Below are 19,219 nucleotides of genomic sequence, written 5' to 3'. Positions count from 1 at the left end.
TTACTCTAACTATTTTTTGTTAGTTGATTAACAACTTCTTGTATGTAATCTAAATTAAATAACTTTTCAAATTCATAACCATTTTTCTTGTCAAATTCAAAGTCAGGTTTTACACCTCATTCATAGCTATTTTTATTAAAATCTGATAATGTATAATTCCCACTTCTTCTAAGAATTAATCCAGTAGGCAAGACACTAATTTTTACTTCTGAAACCCCTCCAGCAGATTGATAGCCTATAATCTTTGCTAAATTATTATTTTTAGAAACTGCAGCAAGCAAGCTTCCGGCAGAGTAAGTAATTGGTGAAGTTAATATAAAGTAATTAAAATCTTTTTTACCTACATTAGATTTAATTTCTATAATTTTAGTATCTTGAGTTAATGGATAATACTTATTATATTTGAAATTTTTGTCGCTTAAATAACCTAAAATTTCATATGTCGCCTGAACTGATCCTCCCCGATTAAGAGATAAATCAAAAACAATATTAACAGCTTCTTTTGCTTTTGCTTCAGCTAGTTGTTTATTTAGTCCCTCTGTTGTATAGCGACTAATTTGATCAATCTTTATAATTGCAGTTTTTTTGTCTTTAGTATATCTGATTTCACTTTCTTTTAAATCTTTAGAAATTTCTAGTTTAACTAATTTTTTTTCAATTTCTCTAAATTTTTTAACTCTTTCCTTATGTTTATAAGAACTAGAATTAGAAAGATTTTCAATTTCTTTATCTAAATTAGAAATATATTGATTTCCTCAAAGTAAGGGTTTGGTGTGAATATCATCTAAATCTTTAATTAAGGTGTTCAGAGTGTTAAAATGCATACGGTCATTGTCATCTAATAGACCTAGTTTATAAGTTTCTAGGAATTTTGCAAATGTTTTTGATTTTGGTTTTATTGGATAAAAAACATCTAATAATAAATTTAAATAGTTATATTCAAATTCTTTTAATTTTTTAGATATTGGCCGGCTTTTAGTATTTGATAATAACGCTTTCTTAGTTTCATTGCTGTTATTATCATGAACTTGAGTAAATTCAAAAATATAAACTTTGTCATTATTAAAATACAACTGGTTTTCGTTTTCACCTAAAAGTAGTTGGTTAAGTAGAACAAAAGGTAAATATAACTTGCCTTTTTGTTCTATCATGTTAATGTTATAATTTGACAAATCAATTTCTATCTCACTAAAATTGCTTTTTTCTGGGTTATAAAACTCAATTTTGCCTTCTTTTTCATAAGGCTTAACATTTTCAAAAAAATCAAATCCTGAGATTTTTATTATTTGATTAAGATAATCAAATTTTATGTATGATTTATTAATAATAGATTTCTCATTTTGATCCTTTGAATCATACTTATTTATAGACTCAATTGTAAATATCTTGCCATCATAATTACTATTAAGTTGCCTATTTAATTTATACATTTTGCCATTATATAAAACATCATCAATTGGTTTATCATTGATTATTAAGACATCCTTAGCTATTGATAAAAACTGTTCTAAATCAATATATTGGATATTGTTATGTTCACTTAATTTTACAGTGTTATTTGTCAAATTTATTACTGGCAATGAATGCAAATTATATGATTTTTCAATAAAGTTAACCTTTTGAATATTTAGCTCAAACTTTAGAAAAATATCAACATTTGAATCTATTACATGGTCAATATTTAGCTTCTTTGTGTATTCTTTATCTATAAAATAACCAACAAACTTAAATCCTGGTTTTGTAAAATTAATAGGAATTATCTTATCTCCTTTTTTTGCTTTAATAACCTTTTGTAATTTGCCATTAAGGTAGTAAGAAATATTAAATTTTTGTTCTTGTTTGTTTGGATTGATTTTATTATTTTCTTCCTTAGGCTTATTATAAGAAAGATTACAACCTGCACTAAGTAAACATAAAGGTATTGAAATTGCTCCTGAAAATATTATTTTCTTCATACTAACAAACCTAACTATTAAGCTAAATTAAATTTAAAAAACATGTAGTAAAAAATTATATAAAAATTCATTATTAAATTAACATTTTAACTATTCATAACTTTCTATATTATATCTTTTTTGTTCTTTTTAACTACTTGTGTTATGTATTAAATATCAGATTTATCTGCTATTTAAATTTTTTTTATATTTTTTAAACACTTTAATTATTTCTATATAAATTTTAGTCTTTAAAAGCACATATAAACTCAAATTTACTTTTAATTCAATATCTAATCATTAATGTAAACATATTAATAAATTTATCTGCATAGATGCTTATATTATCTTGGATTTTTAAATAACAATTTATGAAACTAGGACAAAATATTTGGAAAAACAATTATGTTTGTTAGAATATTTTTACTAAGTTTAATTTTTTAAAATTTTATTAATTTTCTAAACAAAAAGAGCACATTTCATTACTAAAACATACCCCTTTATTAAAAACTTTACCTTTTTAACTGTTTTTATACTATTTTAACGAAAGAATAAAATCTATATTTTTGGAATTCTTTAATTAATCATGCAAAAACTCATCTAAAGAAAAAAGAATTTCCAAATAATTATTCACTTAAGTCACTGCATTCATTGATTAATTAAATTATTAATTAAGATTTAAAAAAAGTGTGCAAATACACACAAATTTTAAAAGTTAGTCCAAAATAAATAGAAATATGCTGCCTTTTTATATAATATATTTAAAATAGTTGTGCAAATACACACAAATTTTAAAAGTAGGAGAAATATGGAAATTAAAAGAGACTCGTATTTAAACAAAATTATTGACAAAATGAATAATGGTAAAGTTAAAGTTATAACAGGTATTAGAAGGAGTGGGAAATCATATTTCTTATTTAATATTTTTAATAAATATTTGCTTTCAAAAGGTATTAATGAAAACAATATTATTAAGATTTCATTAGACAGCATTAAAGATATTGCACTTAGAAATCCATTAAATCTTATTAAACATATTGAACAACTATTACCAAGTAATTCACAGCAATGTTATGTTTTAATTGATGAAATTCAATATTGTGAAATTATCAAAAATCCTTATATTGAAAATAGTAAGTATACTATTTCATTTGTTGATGTTTTGATAGAACTTATGAAAAGAGAAAATGTTGATGTTTATGTAACTGGAAGTAACTCTGTGATGTTATCAAGTGAAATATTGACACAATTTAGAGATAGATCAAGTCAAATTCATATTCATACGTTATCTTTTTCTGAAATATATCATTTATTTGAAAATAAAAAAGAGGCACTAGAACATTACTTATTTTATGGCGGACTTCCTGGTGTTTATAATTTAAAAGATCAAGAAGAAAAAAGAGAATATTTAACTAATTTATTCGATGAACTTTATATAAAAGATATATTAGAAAGAAAATCAATATTAAAAGATAAGTACATTTTAGAAATTTTATTAAACTTTATTTCATCAACCATAGGTTCATTAACAAATCCTAGTAAATTAGCTAATAGATTCTCTTCTGAAATGAAGATAAAAATTTCCTCAAATACAGTAAGTAATTACTTAAATTATTTTAAAGAGTCTTTTTTGATTTCTGATTGTAAGAGATTTAATGTTAAGGGTGGAAAAATTTTTGAATCACCTTTAAAATATTACTTTACTGATATTGGTTTAAGAAACGCAAGATTAGATTTTAATCAATATGAACCAAATCATATAATGGAAAACTTAATTTATAATGAATTAAATAGAAGGGGATTTAACATCAACGTTGGAATAGTTGAAAAAATTATATCTAATGGTGATAAAAGAACTAGAAAATCATTTGAAGTTGATTTTGTTTGCCAAAAACCAAATGTTAAATATTACATTCAATCTGCATATGAATTACCAACAAAAGAAAAAATAGAACAAGAAACAAGATCTTTGTACAATATTGACGACTCATTCAAAAAAATAGTAATAACTTATAACAACATAATCCCTTGATATGATAAAAAAGGCGTCTTATATATTGGTTTAATAGACTTCTTATTAGATGGTTCATACACAGATTCTGTTATCTAACAATGCAATAACTACAACAAAAAATGCTTAGCAACTTATTGTTAACTAAGCATTTTTGTTTTTATTGCCTTATTTTTAATTAAATAATTCCAAATATACACTATATAAGACAAGATAAAATCATTCATTCATCCTTTTTTGGAATTTTACCGATTATTCAAGAATCAAAAACTGATGTTTTATTTTATAGTTTTCTCTAATATTGGTCTAAGATCAGCATTATAAAGTTTAATGAATTTTTTTAGTTCATTTACAGCTTATTTATATTCTTCGCTGTCTTTATTACTATTTTTTAATATCTTTTCGATTTGATCATATCCAGATTCTTTAATTAATTTATCTGGCTCTTGATTTTTATTTAGATCTAGGTCTGGATTTGGATCTGGTTTTTCAAATCAGTAATTAAAGTGTGGCTTTATCATTAATTTTTCATCATCATTTAATGAATCTAACTTTTTCCTTAAAACTGCAGTATTAATCTTTTATTTTACTAATTTGCTTAAATAAATCTTCTAAAGTATTTGCTGTTTGGGGGGTTTGACTATTAGTTTTATCATTTTGAATAGGATCTTTCTCTGATGCTTTAGTCTCAGGACCTTGTTTTTCTGTGCTAGTTCCTGAACCTGGGTTTTCTGAAGTAGTTCCTGAACCTGGGTTTTCTGAAGTAGTTCCTGAACCTTCTTCTGATTTAGTTTCTGGACCTTGGTTTCCTGAGGTAGTTCCTGAACCTTCTTCTGATTTAGATTCTGAACCTTGGTTTTGTGTTGTTGATTCTGAACCTTGGTTTTGTGTTGTAGATTCTGAATCTTGGTTTTGTGTTGTTGATTCTGAACCTTGGTTTTGTGTTGTTGATTCTGAACCTTGGTTTTGTGTTGTTGATTCTGAACCTTGGTTTCCTGAAGTAGTTCCTGAACCTTCTTCTGATTTAGTTCCTGAACCTTCTTCTGATTTAGATTCTGGGTTGGTTTTTGAACCTTGTTTTTCTGAGGTAGATGTTTGAACTTCTTTTTTCTTTGCACCACATGAAGCAGCTACTAGTGGCATAGCTAGCGAAATAGCTGAAACAGCAGATATTAGCAATTTATTGATGCTTTTCATATTTTTCTTCCTTTATTTTTATTGATTTATAAACTTACAAAGTAAGAAACGCTTTCTTTATTCATTTTTTTATCTAGGTTTATTTATAATTCAAATTTTTAATGCTTCTTTTGTACTAAAAAATAGAAACTTTCAAAAGTATATCAAAGATTATGTCCTACAGATAATTTTTCATTTAGCTTAGTTTCTTTTTTTCATTTTTTATTATGAACTTTATTTTTTTGTGTATTTTTTTGCCTTAGTGGCATCTAATTCATTATCTGATTGAGATCACATGATACTTGTTTAGGTTATAGTATTACAACTAAGTTTTTTAGTAAATACAAAGTGTATTTTTTAATTCACCTATCCCCTTTTCTCAAATCAATAGAAGGGGATTTTTTGATAAAAAAAACACCCAGTATTATTGTTACTGAGTGCTACATTGAACATATAATTTAAAAGAAACTTCTTATGTGAAATTACTTCTTAATAACCTTTATCAAATAGCTTAGTTTCCTTAGAACCGTCTTCAAATCCATTTGGATAAATTACTCTTAAATTCTCTCTAAATGAGTTCTTTTGCATACCAAATTGAGTTTTGTTAGTACCATCAATTAGATTGTATGCATAAATAGTATTCTCACCAGCCTCTATATTACTTGACTGTAAAAATGGTGCAATTGAACCATTTTTTAGTAAGTCTCCAAATTGAACATTTGAACTAACACCATTATAAATTCCAATCATTTGTCCGTATTCATTATAAGCTAATGACCCTGATGCACCATAGTACAAAGAAGAAAAGTTAACATTATATTGAAAACCATATCAGGCTGCTAAAACTCTTCCTCAATAAGAATCAAAAATTGTTGGGGTAACTGTACTAATTTTTTCTTCTACATTATTTTCAGAGAAACCTTCTGTTGGTTTACGACGAAATGGAAAATTATGCGGTAGTATTGGAAAAGGTTTAGTTGGATCAAATTTAGGAAAATCAAATTTCATACTTTGATTTTGCTTGTCATCCTGCATTTCATATCTTTCAGATGGATTATTTTGCATTCATCAAGCAATCTTGCCATCAACAGGGTAACCAGCAATATAAACATCCTTTGCCTTGGTTAGATTATTAGGATGTTTTTGCGTTTTAAATGCAGATACATAGTCTACTGTTTGCAAATATTTAGAAACATCTTTATTTTGATTTGGAAGTGCAGCTGTTTTTGATAACCTTGCTAGATAGTTATCTACACCATCTATAGCTTCTTTTACTCATTGTTTTAATGTTTCATCTGCTTTATCAAGATCAACATCAATTTCAAAAATTCCAAAATCTACCATCATTGGTACATTAGACACTCTATTTAAATCATCCCAGGCATGTTTATATTGATAATCACTTTTTTCTTGTAATTTTCTAGTCCCAAATTCCTTAACTACTTCATTTAATTTGTCTTGGTATTTGGAAATTGCTTCTTTTTTCATAAAATCAAGGGCAGCAAAAACTATTTTAGGGCTACTAATTGCTTCTGTTGGAGTGGTTTTATGTGAAGTACTTTCTCAGCGACTATGTTCTCCCGTTGGGACAGTATTACCATAATAATTTGCATTTCAATTATTATTTTTTGCTTTTTCTACTGATGGCTTATTATTTGGAACATGATTAAAATCATTTACTGGTTTTTGGGTTTTACCTAAAGCAACACCCAGAACTTTTTTATCGCTTTGAGAATCATAATAGTTAAGTTTACTGCTCAACTCTTTACTTAGTGAATTACTAAAATGACTTAAAACATGAAGGTTTGTTGCTATGAATAATTTATATTTATTATTAGCATTTTTAAATTTATGATAGTCAAGTAACCACCCAGTCCCTTGATTGTTATCTAATATTCCTTCGTCTCCAGGAAGTTTTGTAAGAAATTTCAAAGCAAAGGTACGAACATAAATTTCTTTATAAATAGTCTTAGGCTCTATGATTTTAAACAAACTAGTTTGGTTTTGTTGAACTGTAGGATTTATTAATTTATTATCTTTATTATCATTTAGGTTTGTATTGCCTTCTCTAGTTGCATTATTTTCACTATCAGGTTTATTTTCACTTATTGATTCAGTAATTTTAGTATTTTCTATTTTAGAACATGAAGTTAATAAAACTAAGCTGCTAATGCTTGATATCATAGGAATTAATAATAATTTTTGCTTACTCATCATGACCTCGTAATGTAAGTAAAATATCTTTTTCAAAGTTTACCAAAAAAATATTTTTGTAAAATGACATTTTAGCTTTAATCTGTAAAGCAATACATTAAAATTGTATCTATATACTAATTTAATTTATTGCTAAGTGTATGATATATTTAATTCTCTTTATTCAATGATTGCTATATCTTAAGGAATTTAATAATACTTAAATAAGTTAAAACACTTCTTTTACTCTTAATTATATTGGCATAAAAATACTTTGTTTTTAAAAAGAAAGACTTGCTATATTTGCGAGTATCTAGTTTTTTTGTTCTAGTTTATTCTCAATTCGGATTACTTTTTCATTTAGAAAGGTCTTGTTTAAAGGCATTAGCGCCTTCAAACATATTTGAAAAGTCAGTTACTGCTTGAATATTTCAGTTACTAATATCTTGGTTAAATTTACTTGCTTTTTGAAATGCACCTTGCATATTTTTAATTTTGCTTGTATCTATAAAATTAAGTTTTGAATTAAAACTTTTTGCGTCATAAAACATTCATTTTATATTTTCTAAATTTCTTGTATCAAAGTCAAGTGGTTGATTAAAGGCTTCTGCATAACAAAACATACCACTCATATCTTTTACATTTTTTGTATTACTAAATTTAAGCTCTGAGTTGAATTTCTTTGCATTATAAAACATATTGCCCATATTTTCAACATTACTTGTATCAAAGTTAAGTGGTTGATTAAACTCAAGCGCTCCATAGAACATACCATACATATTAGTAACATTATTTGTATCAAATTTAATAGGCGAGTTAAATTTATATGCATTATTAAACATAAATTTCATATTTGTTACTTTTTTTGTATTGAGATTTATTGGTTTGTTAAAGTTTATAGCTCCATTAAACATCATTTCCATAGTGGTAACATTTTGCGTATCAGAAAAGTTTAAATTAGAGTTAAAGTTCTCTGCTAATTCAAGTAATCCTCTCATATTTGTTACATTTTGTGTATCAAAATTTAATATTTGATTAAATGCTTTTGCATGAGAGAACATTTGTTCCATGTCTTCAACATTTTGTGTATTAAAGTTAATCGGTTGATTAAATTCATTTGTTCCTCAAAACATTGAGTTCATTTTTTTAACATTCTTTGTATCAAAGTTGAGCGGTTTATTGAATTTACTTGCCCCGCTAAACATTAAAGACATATCTGTAACATTTTTAGTATTAAATTTTAGTTCTTGGTCAAATTCGAGTGCATCATAAAACATAGCCTTCATGTTTTGCACATTTCTTGTATCAAAGTTAAGTGGGGAATTAAAATGTTTTGCTTCATAAAACATTGAATACATAGTAATAACGTTTCTTGTATCAAATCTTATTGGTTGATTAATTTTGCTTGCTTCAAACATCATACTCATATCTGTAACATTTGATGTATTTCATTCATTAAGATTTTCTATGTTTGATGATTTATTTTCTTTAAATGCTGCTTTTAATGACTCTATAAATCAAGGCAATCTAGTAGGAACCTTCTTAGTTGATTTTGCAAAAGGTTTAATAGCTATTTTGCCAGACTCATCTTTATAATAACCAATTATTTTACAAATAGTTTCTTGACTATCTTCATATTCATGCTCAATTGAGTCTAGATGAAAGCTTACATCTTTTAATTCTAGTGTTAGTTCAAAATCTAAACCATCAAAACTTAAAATAAGGTTTTTAGTGGCATCTTTTAAAGACTTAATTGTTTTATCTGAATCAGTTTTTATTAGATATGGTAATTTAGTAAATTTAATTCTTTTATTTAGATGTTTCACAATATCACTAACTTTATGACTTTGTAAAATCTCATCCTTCATATTAGCTCATTCATCAGTTACTAGCCTTTGAATTTCAAACCTGATAGCATTACGTTCATGATTTAATTCATTACGTAATCTTTTAATTTCTTTTTCTAATTCTGCTACATTTTGTTTTTTAATACTAATTTGATTTTTAAGTTCATCAACATAAGAATTCAATTCATGAAATTTAGCTTTCAATTTTAGCATTGCTTCCAGACTTTCTAACTGATAATTTTCTATATCAAAGCCATAAATTAGTGAATCTGCATACTGAGCCATTTGTGTTTTATCTTTTTCTAAATTGACTATCTGACTTTGTAGCAATTTAAGCTCATCTTGTAATTTTTCAATCTTATTTTGATTAATATTTTGCTGCTTATTTTTTTTAATAAGCAATGTTGTTGTTATGGAAATAGGAACTACAGTCACAGCTGTTAGTCCGCCTATTAGTAATAAACTTTTTTTCATTTTCTTAACTCCTTATCAAGTTGTGATGGTTTTTTTAATTGTTTAAAATTTTTACTTGGAAAATTTTGGCATTCATTCATTTTAAGGATTAAGATCTAGATTATTTTTTATTGTTTACTAATAGTTCGACTAGAAAGGCCTTGTACAAATGCATTAGCATATTTAAACATTTAAGAAATTAGCTACTGCTTTGATGTTCTTTTGATTGTTAATATCTTAATTAAAATTAGTTTCCTCTTGGAACATACTTTTTTCATATATTTTATTTTGTTTGTATTGCTAAATTTAATTTCTAAGTTAATTTTTTTGTGTTATAAAACATTCAGCCCATTTTTTCTAGATTTTTTTATTAAATTAAGAGATTAACTAAATTAGTTTATTTCGCAAAACATTGAGTTCATCATTTTAAACATTTTTTTGTGTTAAAGTTGACTTTGTTTATTCAATTTCTATGCTCTATTAAATATCAGAGACATAGTAAACTAAAAGAAGTAAGTTACTAATTGAAATAGCCATATTAGAAAACTAAGGGTAAAGTAAGTGCTCTGTGGCATATAAAAAAAATATCAGATTAATTATCTCTTGCAATAACTAGTTTAAAAATGTACTTTTCAAACAGTTAATAGCGATATAAAATTATTTACTCTATGAAAAACAGATATGAGCTATTCATTTTATGATACTAATTATAATAGAGAAATTGAATATTTCTTTTCTATATTAAAGTTAAGAGATGATTTCTGACTTTGAAAAATTTGTTAGAAAGTTAACATTTGAGCAATTAAAAAATGAAATCTCAAAATTTATTGAGCGATATAATAAAGAAGGATTTCTAAAAGAATTTAAATGAAAAACATCTCAACTATTGTGAGGTGCTTATATAGAAAACAAACTTGAATATCGAGTCCAATAATTTTGTACAAATTTGTTAATTCATATTTGGTTAATTATTTTTGTTGTATTGATTATTCTTAAATATAAATAATTCACTTTACAGTTTAATGTTGTGTATATTAAACAACTATAAACTAAGTTATAAGTTAAATTAAAGTGATATAATACTCACATAAGAGAATGGAAAGTAAAACTTATGAAAAATCTTTTAAAACGTTTATTAAAAATATTATCTATAACATCTGTATCAACTCTTTCAATTATTGCTACAAGTTGTAAGTTTTCAAATACAATTAGTAGACAACAAATAAGTAATAAAGATTCAGAGAAAAAAGTAGATGAAATTTTTAGTAATTCAAATAATCATGTTGATAATAAAGATATTAACAAACATGATAGCTCTAATACAACTACAACCATAAATAAACCTAGTTCTTCTACTGCATCTGATCAAAGCACTCAAACATCATACACCATACCAAATGAAAGTTATACTATTCCTACATATAATTCAAGTATAGAACTTCAAGAAATAGATAATAAATATTTAAAAGAAACTGTTCAAGATTTTAAGCCTATAATCACTGATCGAAATAAGATTAAATCTATGATTCTAAATAATAGTGTTTCTTCAAATTTTTACTCTCATAGTCAATTTGGATTGCAACAAGATGAAATTACATTAGATTCTATTCAAAATAAAACTTTCCAATTTAAACTTATTGATAAAAATACAAATAAAGAAGTTGATAATAGTAAAGTTAAATGATACCAAAGAACATTCTACCCACAAGATCAAGTATTTGAGGCTAATCACTCAAATAATCTAAAAGAGCTTACTTTTGAATTAAAAGATAATGGAGTTGTAAATTGAATTGAAAAAATTAATTCAGATGGTTCAAAACCAGAAATAACACAAGCCAGAATTTTTGCTGAATATGAAGGATATTTATATTCAAGTGTTGTAAAAGTTATTTCACGGGAAATGAGTACTCTTTTAAATAATGAAGATCTTGCAAAAAAAGAAGCAAAAAGAATAGTAGATTACCATAAATGAAAATCACTTCCAACATTAGAAAGACTTAAAGCTGCTTATGAATGAATAATCGCTAACGTTAAATATGATCATGATATGAACTTTGCTAATCTTTCAAAAAATCAAAATGCTCATTCTGCATTAATTGAATTGCATACAGTATGTGCTGGTTATTCTAAAGGGTTAAAACTATTATTAGAAGAATTAAACATTCCGGTTAAATTTTCAGAAGGTTATAGTGCTAGAGTTAGCTTAAGTGATAAACATGCTTGAAACCAAGTTCAAATTGATGGAGATTGATACTATTTAGATTCAACTTCTGATACTACAATTAAGAAAAATGATAAGGATAGATTGTTCTTCTTAAACACTGCTGATGATTTTTTAAAAGCAGATAAAAAAGATCCAGAGACAAAACAAAAGCGTCTAAGAAACTTATTATTTAAAAACTATGTCGGGAATAAAGATGATGTTATAGCATTAATTGATAAAAACTTTGATGAAAATAATGGTAAGATGAATAAACTAGTTTTATGAACCAAACGTGATATTTCATCACCAAATTATTCACATATTCATGATGCTCTAAAAGAAAGAAATTTAGATAATTTTGTGTCACGTACAAATTATATTCGTCAATCTAAAGGTTATAACATTGGTATTGAATACTTCTTTAATTACAATTCTAGCTATATAAAACAAATTCAAGTAACAACAACTAAGGATAATGAAGCTTCCAATGCTATTAAAATAGAATTCAATGAAGAAGTAAAAGACCTAAAACCTGGAAACTTTAATATAACTAATGCACTTATTAGAGAAGTTAAACATGATGATAAAACATATACTTTATATTTAGATCATTTTAAATCAATTGGAGATGTTGAAGTAAAACTAGAATCTATCAAGAGAAAAGATTATAAATTCATTTTATCTGGCAATAATACTTTTAAATTTAAAACTGAAATTAAAGAACCAAAAGCAGAAGTCAAAGTTCTTGGTGATGGAAAAATTGAAGTCAAAACAGATGATAAAGATTTAGAGTATAACTTTAATAACAATGATTGACAAGATCTTCCAGAAAATAAAATAATTGATAGAATAACTGCTGGAAATCTATATATAAGATTTAAAAATAATAGTGGTTTAATAACTTCTGAAATAAAAACAATCAATATTAAAAAACATAATATATATGCAAATCAATTGAAAGTAATTGGTAGAACAATTATTGGTGTTGATCAAACTATGGAATATAAATTAAAAGACTCTAATAATTGAATTAGTATTGATAAAAATAAACTTACAGTTTCTACTCCTGGAACTTATGAAATAAGAGTTAAGTCAACTAATGATGGTATATCATCAGATTCAGAAATAGTAGTAATTCACTAATATATATGAACTTGCTAAAATAGCTAAGTTCTTTTTATTTTTAATCTGTATTTAATACTAAATAAAGGAATTTATTATTATGATTTTTAAATATATAGCTAACTTTTTTAAGAAATTATTTGGTAATAAACTAAAAACCCCAACAAAAGAAAATAAATACTCAACTTATTGAACAAAAATTACAATCAGTGAATCAATCTGCTTAAGAAGAAATAGACATTCTTAAAAATAACTTATATATTGCAAAAAGAGCAGAATTAGATTCACAAAAGAAATTTAAACTAAAAGTCATTGAGCAAAATGCATCATCTATTAATCAAATTTTTTAAATTAAGAATTCTTAAAAACCTTTTTTCTTTTAATTGCTTTGACAAAATAATCCTTACTATTAAAAGAAAAAGCCCGTGGTATTGCGGGCCTAATTTTTTTTGTTCTAGTTTAAATCTATTTCTTGTTTGTAAATTTTATTGTCCTTAGTACCATCTTCAAAATATAGTTGCCATTCAAGCACAATTTTGTTATCTTCTTTACTAATTTTGATACCTTTTTTATTGCCACCTAAATTATAGCCAATGTTTTCATTATTTTTGCCATGTGTATTAACTTTATTGCTTTCGCCAAATTTAGAGTTAAGTTTTAGATGTTCTACATCTTTATAAGAACTTCTACTTCTACTTTTTTTATTTTTACCTCTACCTTTGTCTTTATGGTGTTTAATCTTACCATTATCTATTCTTAGAGCACCTTCATTTGCTAACTTATTTAGTTCTTCATCTGCACTAGTTTTATCAACTAATTCAAAAAGTTTATTATTATTTTTATCTAAAAAATCCTTTAGTCCAGGCAATCTATATTTTTTTGTATTTTGTTCCTTTTGGTTTTTTGGAGGAGTTTGGTTGCTTTGGTCCTTTTGAGGAGTTTGTTCCTTTTGGTTTTTTGGAGGAGTTTGGTTGCTTTGGTCCTTTTGAGGAGTTTGTTCCTTTTGGTCTTTTGGAAGAGTTTGGTCTTCTTGGTCTTTTGTGCCTGAGTTTGCTCCCGCACCTTCTTCTGTTTTCTTTTCATCACATGCAGCAGCGACTATTGGTAGAGATGAAATTGATACTATTGAAGCTAAAGTTATAAATATCTTATTTATTTTTTTCATATAGAATAAAATCCTTTTTTATACCTTAATTAAACTTAAATCTTTTATATACAACTATTATACAACTATCTTATATGTTAATTCATGCTTCAAAAAAAATGAACTCATAATAGGTAAATTAGGATAAAAATATTAGTTTTTTATCTAATTTATATAAAAAAATAAAAAATTATGTAAACTACTCATATAACAATATAAGAATGACTCAAATTAGTTGCATAACTTGGGGCATTATTTTTTAAACAAAAATTGTTATTTAAATAAAAATATAAAGAAGTTTTTAGGAGACTTATAAATAAATGAAGAAAACAAAAAAGATCTTATTGTCACTAGGTTTAGTAGTATCTGCAATGTCAATTCCAGTAGTAGCTGCATCATGTAAGCAACAAAAAGCTAAAAATGAAGATAATAAACAAGAAAATAAAAAAGAAGAAAAAAATAAAGAAATACAACAAAACAAAATTGCTCTAGAAAAATATAAGCAAAAAATTGCTAAGGAAATAAAAAATTTAGAAGAAGCAATTATAAAAGTAAAAGGCACAAAATTTAATGAGGCTAAGTTTAAAAAATTTATGAACAAAAAACCAGATAGTCTCAAGCAAATGGAGCAATCAGTTTACTTACAATACAAAGAAGATTTATTAGAAATAAATGCAGAAAACTTTAAATATCTAGTGCTATGAGCAGAAGAAGAGATAAAGGAATTTATAAGTCATCTAAATGAAGAATTAAATGAGTTATTAAAAGAAAAAAATGATATTAAAGAAACAGATAATAATCATGAATATATTAATGAGTTAGTTACTGAGCTACTTGATGTATTTAGTGAAATCTCTGATTTTAGTGTCTAACTAAAAAGTATTAAATGAATACTTAATTTTAAGAAATTAAAATAATGCCAATAACTTATGAAGTTATATTAGGATAAAAAATTCTTAAAAAATGAATTAAAAACACTCCTTAAATATCTAAATAAACAAGGACAAAATATTTGAACAAATAATTACGTTTGTTCGAATATTGCTTAATTATAAATTCAAGTGTCCACAACTATATTTTATATCTTTAGTGTGTTGCACTTGAATTTATAATTAAGCAAATTTGGTTTAAAAAATAACCAAATTTTTCTTTATTTTTTTAGTTTCAAAATCTGATTTTTGATTGAATTTAATTGATATTGCTCAATAATTTTTAAGGCTTCGATGCTTAAATTAATTTTCGTTATATCCAAATCATTTTTTTCAATATTTGCAATTTCAAAATCAGTTACAAGTTTAGCTATTTCTTGATTTCTAAAAACAATATTTTTATACTCTTCAAATTTGTTTGCAATTGTATTTTTTAAGGAATTCAAGTTGGCATAAATATTTTCCAGTGTTTGGTATTCGGACAATAATTTTGCTGCTGTTTTAGGTCCAATGCCTTTAATACCTAGAAAATTATCACTACTGTCCCCAATGATTGCTTTATAATCAATTACTTGGTTTGGTTCGATGAAATAAATTTCTTTGAAATTATCTTTTGTCAAAAAAGTATAGGCATTTTTTATTTTCTTAATAATACTTGTTTTGGCATCAATTAATTGATTTAAATCTTGGTCAGCTGAAAAAATTATTTTATTTGTTTGGGGATATTTTGCACATATTTTAGCAATAATGTCATCTGCTTCATAACCATTTTTTTCAACATTACGAATCTTTAGATAAGAAAGTAACTTTTTAATCAAATCCATTTGGTCATAAAATTCTTTTGGCATTTTAATTCGCCCTTCTTTATAGGCTTGATAAATTTTATGTCGAAAAGTTTCTTCTTTGGCATCAAAAGCAATTAATAAATGCGTTGGTTTATTTTCTTTAATTAAATTAAATAAAGTTGAAAAAAATAAAACAATTGTGTTAGTTTCAATCCCTTGGTCATTAACTAAAACAATTTGACTTTTATTTAGAGCATAATATGAACGGTATGCTAAATAAGTACCATCAATAATTAAAATTTTATCCTCCATTATTTAATAACCTTTCATTCTTTTAAAATAATTTCATTTTCAGTTTTTTTAATAAATTTAATTTGAACAAGTTTATTTTTTAAATTTTTTAATTCAGGATCAATTTTATACATATATGAAACAACACGTAAACTTGAATCTTGAAAATATAGTTGTTGATATGGTTTTTTGTATTTACTAATTTTTTCAAGCACATCAGTACATTCAGCAATTAATATATATTCATTTCCGATTCTTGTATCAATTAATCTTTGATTTTGCTTTTCATATTTAAGGGTTGGAATAAAACTATAGTTTTGACCTAATAATTCAATTTCATTTTTCCGAAGTTCATCCTCATTGTCAATTTCATCATTTTCAGGTTCAAAATCTAGGAGTTTATCTAAAATTTCCTGAGGATTTTTTGGTAAATTTTGTTTAATAAAAATACTTGAATCTGATTTTGGATCAATTTCTTTAAGCATTGTTGCTTGACTTAAATTAAAATCTCTTAAGGCATTTGCTTTAATTAATGTTTCAAGTGCGGCTTTACCAAATGATTTAATTTTTGATAAGTTAAAAAAGCAATGTAAAAAGTTTTTATATTCCCCAACATTATTCCGATTTTCAACAATTAATTTTACAATTTCTGGACCAATGCCTTTAATTAAACCAAGGGGTAAAATAATTTGATTTTTTTCAATTGTTGCATGTTCATATGATTTATTAATATTTGGCGTAATAATTTCAATACCCATTTTTCTTGCTTCATTGACATATTTAGCAATCGTAGTTTGCGCACCATTTGCCGAAGAAATGCAAGAAGCAAAAAATTCTAATGGATAATTTGCTTTCAAATATGCCATTTTAAAAGTTAACATGGAATAAGCGATTGCATGTGATTTATTAAAACCATAATCAGCAAATCTTTCAATATTATTAAAAATTTCTTCAACAACTTTTTTGTCATAATTGTTTTTTGAAGCTCTTTCAATAAAATCTTTTTTAATCGCAAGCATTTCATTTGCTTGTTTTTTTGAAATGATTTTTCTTAATAGATCTGCTTCTTCAAATGACATATTTGCAATTTTTTGGGCAATTTGCATGATTTGTTCTTGATAAATAATAATCCCATATGTTTCGTTCAAAATATCATCGTATTCTTTTGAAATTTTTGGAATTTCTTCTTTTTTAGCTTTTCTTTTTGCATAATTTGAAACATACGCCATTGGTCCTGGGCGATTTAGGGAAATAACAGCAGCAATATCATTAAAAGTATCCACCTTAATTTCTTTTAATGCTTTAATCATAATTGGACTTTCAACTTGGAAAACACCAGCTGTGTTTCCTGATGAAAGTAATGCAAAAGTTTTTTTGTCAAAATATCCAATTACATTTCAATCGATTATTTGTTGTGTATTTTTTTTAATATGTGCCTCAATTTCTTTAATCGTTGTTAATGTTTTAAGTCCTAAAATATCCATTTTGATTAAACCAAAATATTCTAAATATTCCATGCTTATTTGTGTTTGCAAGAAATTATCAGGGTTTTTAGAAATTGGAATTAATTCAATAGTTGGATTTTTTGCTATTACAATTCCAGCTGCATGTGTACCAATTTGACGATAAAATCCAGAAATTCTTGTTGTTTGGTTAATGATTTTATTTTTAAAAGTTGAATCATGCGGATTTAATTGTTCTAATTCTTTATTTAAAGTTAAATTTTTATTTACTTCTTCAATTAATGTATCTTCATTCGAAGGAATAAGTTTAGAAATCTGATTAATTTTTATCGGATTAATGTTATATGCTCTTAAAATATCTCTAATTGCTGATTTTTTTCCTAGTGTTGAAAAAGTGACAATATTATTCACTCTTTCATAACCATATTTATTAATTAAATAGTTAATAATTTCCATTCTTTTGTCATCTTGTACATCAATGTCAATATCTGGCATTGATATTCTTTTTGGATTCAAAAATCTTTCAAAAATCAAACCATATTTAATTGGATCAATTTCAGTAATTCCTAAAACAAATGAAATTAATGATCCAGCTGATGACCCCCTTCCAGGACCAATTGAGATATCGTGATTTTTTGCTCAATTGACTCAATCTTGGATAATTAAAAAATAATCTTCAAAGTTTAATAAATTAATAATTTCAAGTTCTTTTTTTAATCGATTTTTATATTCAATTTGATTAAATAAATTTTCAAGTTCATTTGAACTTTTAATTTTTTTTACTAATAAAAATTTCAAATAATCTTTGGAATTTAAATTTTCATTGTTTTCATATGATAGAAGCTGATACTCTTTTTTTAAAAAAGGAAAATATAAATTCTTAATAAATTCATTTGTTTGCAAAATTAATTGCATGGTTAAATCATCTTCTTTTTCGTAATTAAAAAAAAGTGGTGTTTGTAATTTTAAGAAATTATTTTTGTTACTAATTTTGTTTAATAATTCTAAAATTGAAAAATCTTGGAAATCTAAAGTATTGAAATTATTAAAAATTAAAACTTGTTTATTTTTTTGTAATAAATTCTCATATTCCTTAATTTCATTAATATCAATTCCAATATAGTAATTAGGATTTAATATTTCTTTTTTTTGTTTTTTGTAATAACTTAAATTTGGGTTTTCAATGACAATAATATCTTTATAATTTTCAAAAATTTCATTCAATGAAATCTTTTTATCATCTAATAAATAATAAGAAAGCAATTTTAGATTATCAAAAGCGGCACTATTTTTTGCAAATAAGTTAAATTGATATTCTTCATTATCAACAGTTAAAAATACATCTAAACCAAAAATCGGTTTAATTCCATTTTTAATACATTTTAAATTTGCTTCAGCTAAACTAAAAAAGTGGTTTTTTTCTGAAAAAACCAAGTATTCAACTTGTTCTTCTTTTGCTTTTTTAATCGCCTCATCAACACTAATTGTGCTTTCTAAAAAAGAAAAGGTTGTATTTAAGTGTAAATTTAATAATTTCATAGTTTAATTATAAATAAAATCATAAATTTAATCCTTAATATCGAAACTAGTTTTATTAAAAAAAATCCAATTTTTTCATTACTTAATTTAGGTTTTTTTCTTTTTTCTTCTTAAAACTTAAAGAAAATT

At 24.9% G+C, this 19,219-nt stretch carries 14 protein-coding genes; 6 read left to right on the top strand and 8 right to left on the bottom strand.

Annotation, left to right across the window (positions count from 1 at the left end; all coding sequences use genetic code 4):
• Window positions 1–5: 5 nt before the first annotated feature.
• Window positions 6–1,955: a S41 family peptidase gene (locus D2845_RS06635; RefSeq protein ID WP_110858398.1), complete on the bottom strand. Its 1,950-nt coding sequence runs from the start codon at window positions 1,953–1,955 to the stop codon at window positions 6–8.
• A 787-nt stretch (window positions 1,956–2,742) separates the two neighbouring features.
• Here D2845_RS06635 and D2845_RS02460 point away from each other — a divergent pair.
• Window positions 2,743–4,044, top strand: a complete 1,302-nt coding sequence (locus tag D2845_RS02460) for an ATP-binding protein (protein ID WP_117275978.1) — start codon at window positions 2,743–2,745, stop codon at window positions 4,042–4,044.
• 257 nt (window positions 4,045–4,301) lie between these two features.
• Here D2845_RS02460 and D2845_RS06630 read toward each other — a convergent pair whose 3' ends face one another.
• From D2845_RS06630 to D2845_RS06620, 4 genes are all read right to left on the bottom strand, one after another.
• The gene (locus D2845_RS06630; protein ID WP_197712578.1) at window positions 4,302–4,466 is read right to left on the bottom strand and encodes a hypothetical protein; all 165 of its coding nucleotides are present in this window, start codon (window positions 4,464–4,466) and stop codon (window positions 4,302–4,304) included.
• Window positions 4,467–4,518: 52 nt separating this feature from the next.
• Window positions 4,519–5,142, bottom strand: coding sequence for a variable surface lipoprotein (locus D2845_RS03570; RefSeq protein WP_231992763.1), 624 nt, complete (start codon window positions 5,140–5,142; stop codon window positions 4,519–4,521).
• Between the two features lie 468 nt (window positions 5,143–5,610).
• A complete protein-coding gene (locus D2845_RS06625; protein WP_117275977.1) occupies window positions 5,611–7,335 on the bottom strand; it encodes an MIP family Ig-specific serine endopeptidase in 1,725 nt (574 codons plus the stop codon).
• Between the two features lie 311 nt (window positions 7,336–7,646).
• Window positions 7,647–9,635: a BspA family leucine-rich repeat surface protein gene (locus D2845_RS06620; RefSeq protein ID WP_117275976.1), complete on the bottom strand. Its 1,989-nt coding sequence runs from the start codon at window positions 9,633–9,635 to the stop codon at window positions 7,647–7,649.
• 733 nt (window positions 9,636–10,368) lie between these two features.
• On the opposite strand from D2845_RS06620, the gene D2845_RS06615 reads away from it, so the two are divergent.
• The 3 genes from D2845_RS06615 to D2845_RS06605 all read left to right on the top strand — a co-directional run bounded on the left by D2845_RS06615 (window position 10,369) and on the right by D2845_RS06605 (window position 13,186).
• Window positions 10,369–10,548: a hypothetical protein gene (locus D2845_RS06615; RefSeq protein WP_117275975.1), complete on the top strand. Its 180-nt coding sequence runs from the start codon at window positions 10,369–10,371 to the stop codon at window positions 10,546–10,548.
• 177 nt (window positions 10,549–10,725) lie between these two features.
• Window positions 10,726–12,960, top strand: a complete 2,235-nt coding sequence (locus D2845_RS06610; protein ID WP_117275974.1) for an MAG6410 family transglutaminase-related lipoprotein — start codon at window positions 10,726–10,728, stop codon at window positions 12,958–12,960.
• A 79-nt stretch (window positions 12,961–13,039) separates the two neighbouring features.
• Window positions 13,040–13,186, top strand: a complete 147-nt coding sequence (locus D2845_RS06605) for a hypothetical protein (protein WP_170107398.1) — start codon at window positions 13,040–13,042, stop codon at window positions 13,184–13,186.
• Between the two features lie 207 nt (window positions 13,187–13,393).
• Here D2845_RS06605 and D2845_RS02430 read toward each other — a convergent pair whose 3' ends face one another.
• Window positions 13,394–14,104 (bottom strand): variable surface lipoprotein, encoded by a 711-nt coding sequence (locus D2845_RS02430; RefSeq protein ID WP_110858477.1) that lies wholly within the window; start codon window positions 14,102–14,104, stop codon window positions 13,394–13,396.
• 131 nt (window positions 14,105–14,235) lie between these two features.
• Here D2845_RS02430 and D2845_RS07015 point away from each other — a divergent pair, with 131 nt between their 5' ends.
• Window positions 14,236–14,346, top strand: a complete 111-nt coding sequence (locus D2845_RS07015; protein WP_170107399.1) for an IS3 family transposase — start codon at window positions 14,236–14,238, stop codon at window positions 14,344–14,346.
• A 57-nt stretch (window positions 14,347–14,403) separates the two neighbouring features.
• Window positions 14,404–14,955 (top strand): variable surface lipoprotein, encoded by a 552-nt coding sequence (locus D2845_RS02425; protein ID WP_110858476.1) that lies wholly within the window; start codon window positions 14,404–14,406, stop codon window positions 14,953–14,955.
• A gap of 278 nt (window positions 14,956–15,233) precedes the next feature.
• Here the strand turns inward: D2845_RS02425 and D2845_RS02420 are convergent, their stop codons facing one another.
• Together D2845_RS02420 and dnaE are read right to left on the bottom strand one after the other, a co-directional pair.
• A complete protein-coding gene (locus D2845_RS02420) occupies window positions 15,234–16,109 on the bottom strand; it encodes a 5'-3' exonuclease (RefSeq protein WP_110858475.1) in 876 nt (291 codons plus the stop codon).
• Entirely contained in the window at window positions 16,109–19,090 is a 2,982-nt protein-coding gene (gene dnaE / locus D2845_RS02415; protein WP_110858474.1) for a DNA polymerase III subunit alpha, read from the bottom strand. Before dnaE ends, D2845_RS02420 begins: the two co-directional genes overlap by 1 nt.
• Window positions 19,091–19,219: the final 129 nt, after the last annotated feature.

Source organism: Metamycoplasma alkalescens, assembly GCF_900476125.1.
Classification (GTDB): domain Bacteria; phylum Bacillota_I; class Bacilli_A; order Mycoplasmatales; family Metamycoplasmataceae; genus Metamycoplasma; species Metamycoplasma alkalescens.
This window is presented reverse-complemented; position numbering and strand designations above follow the sequence as displayed.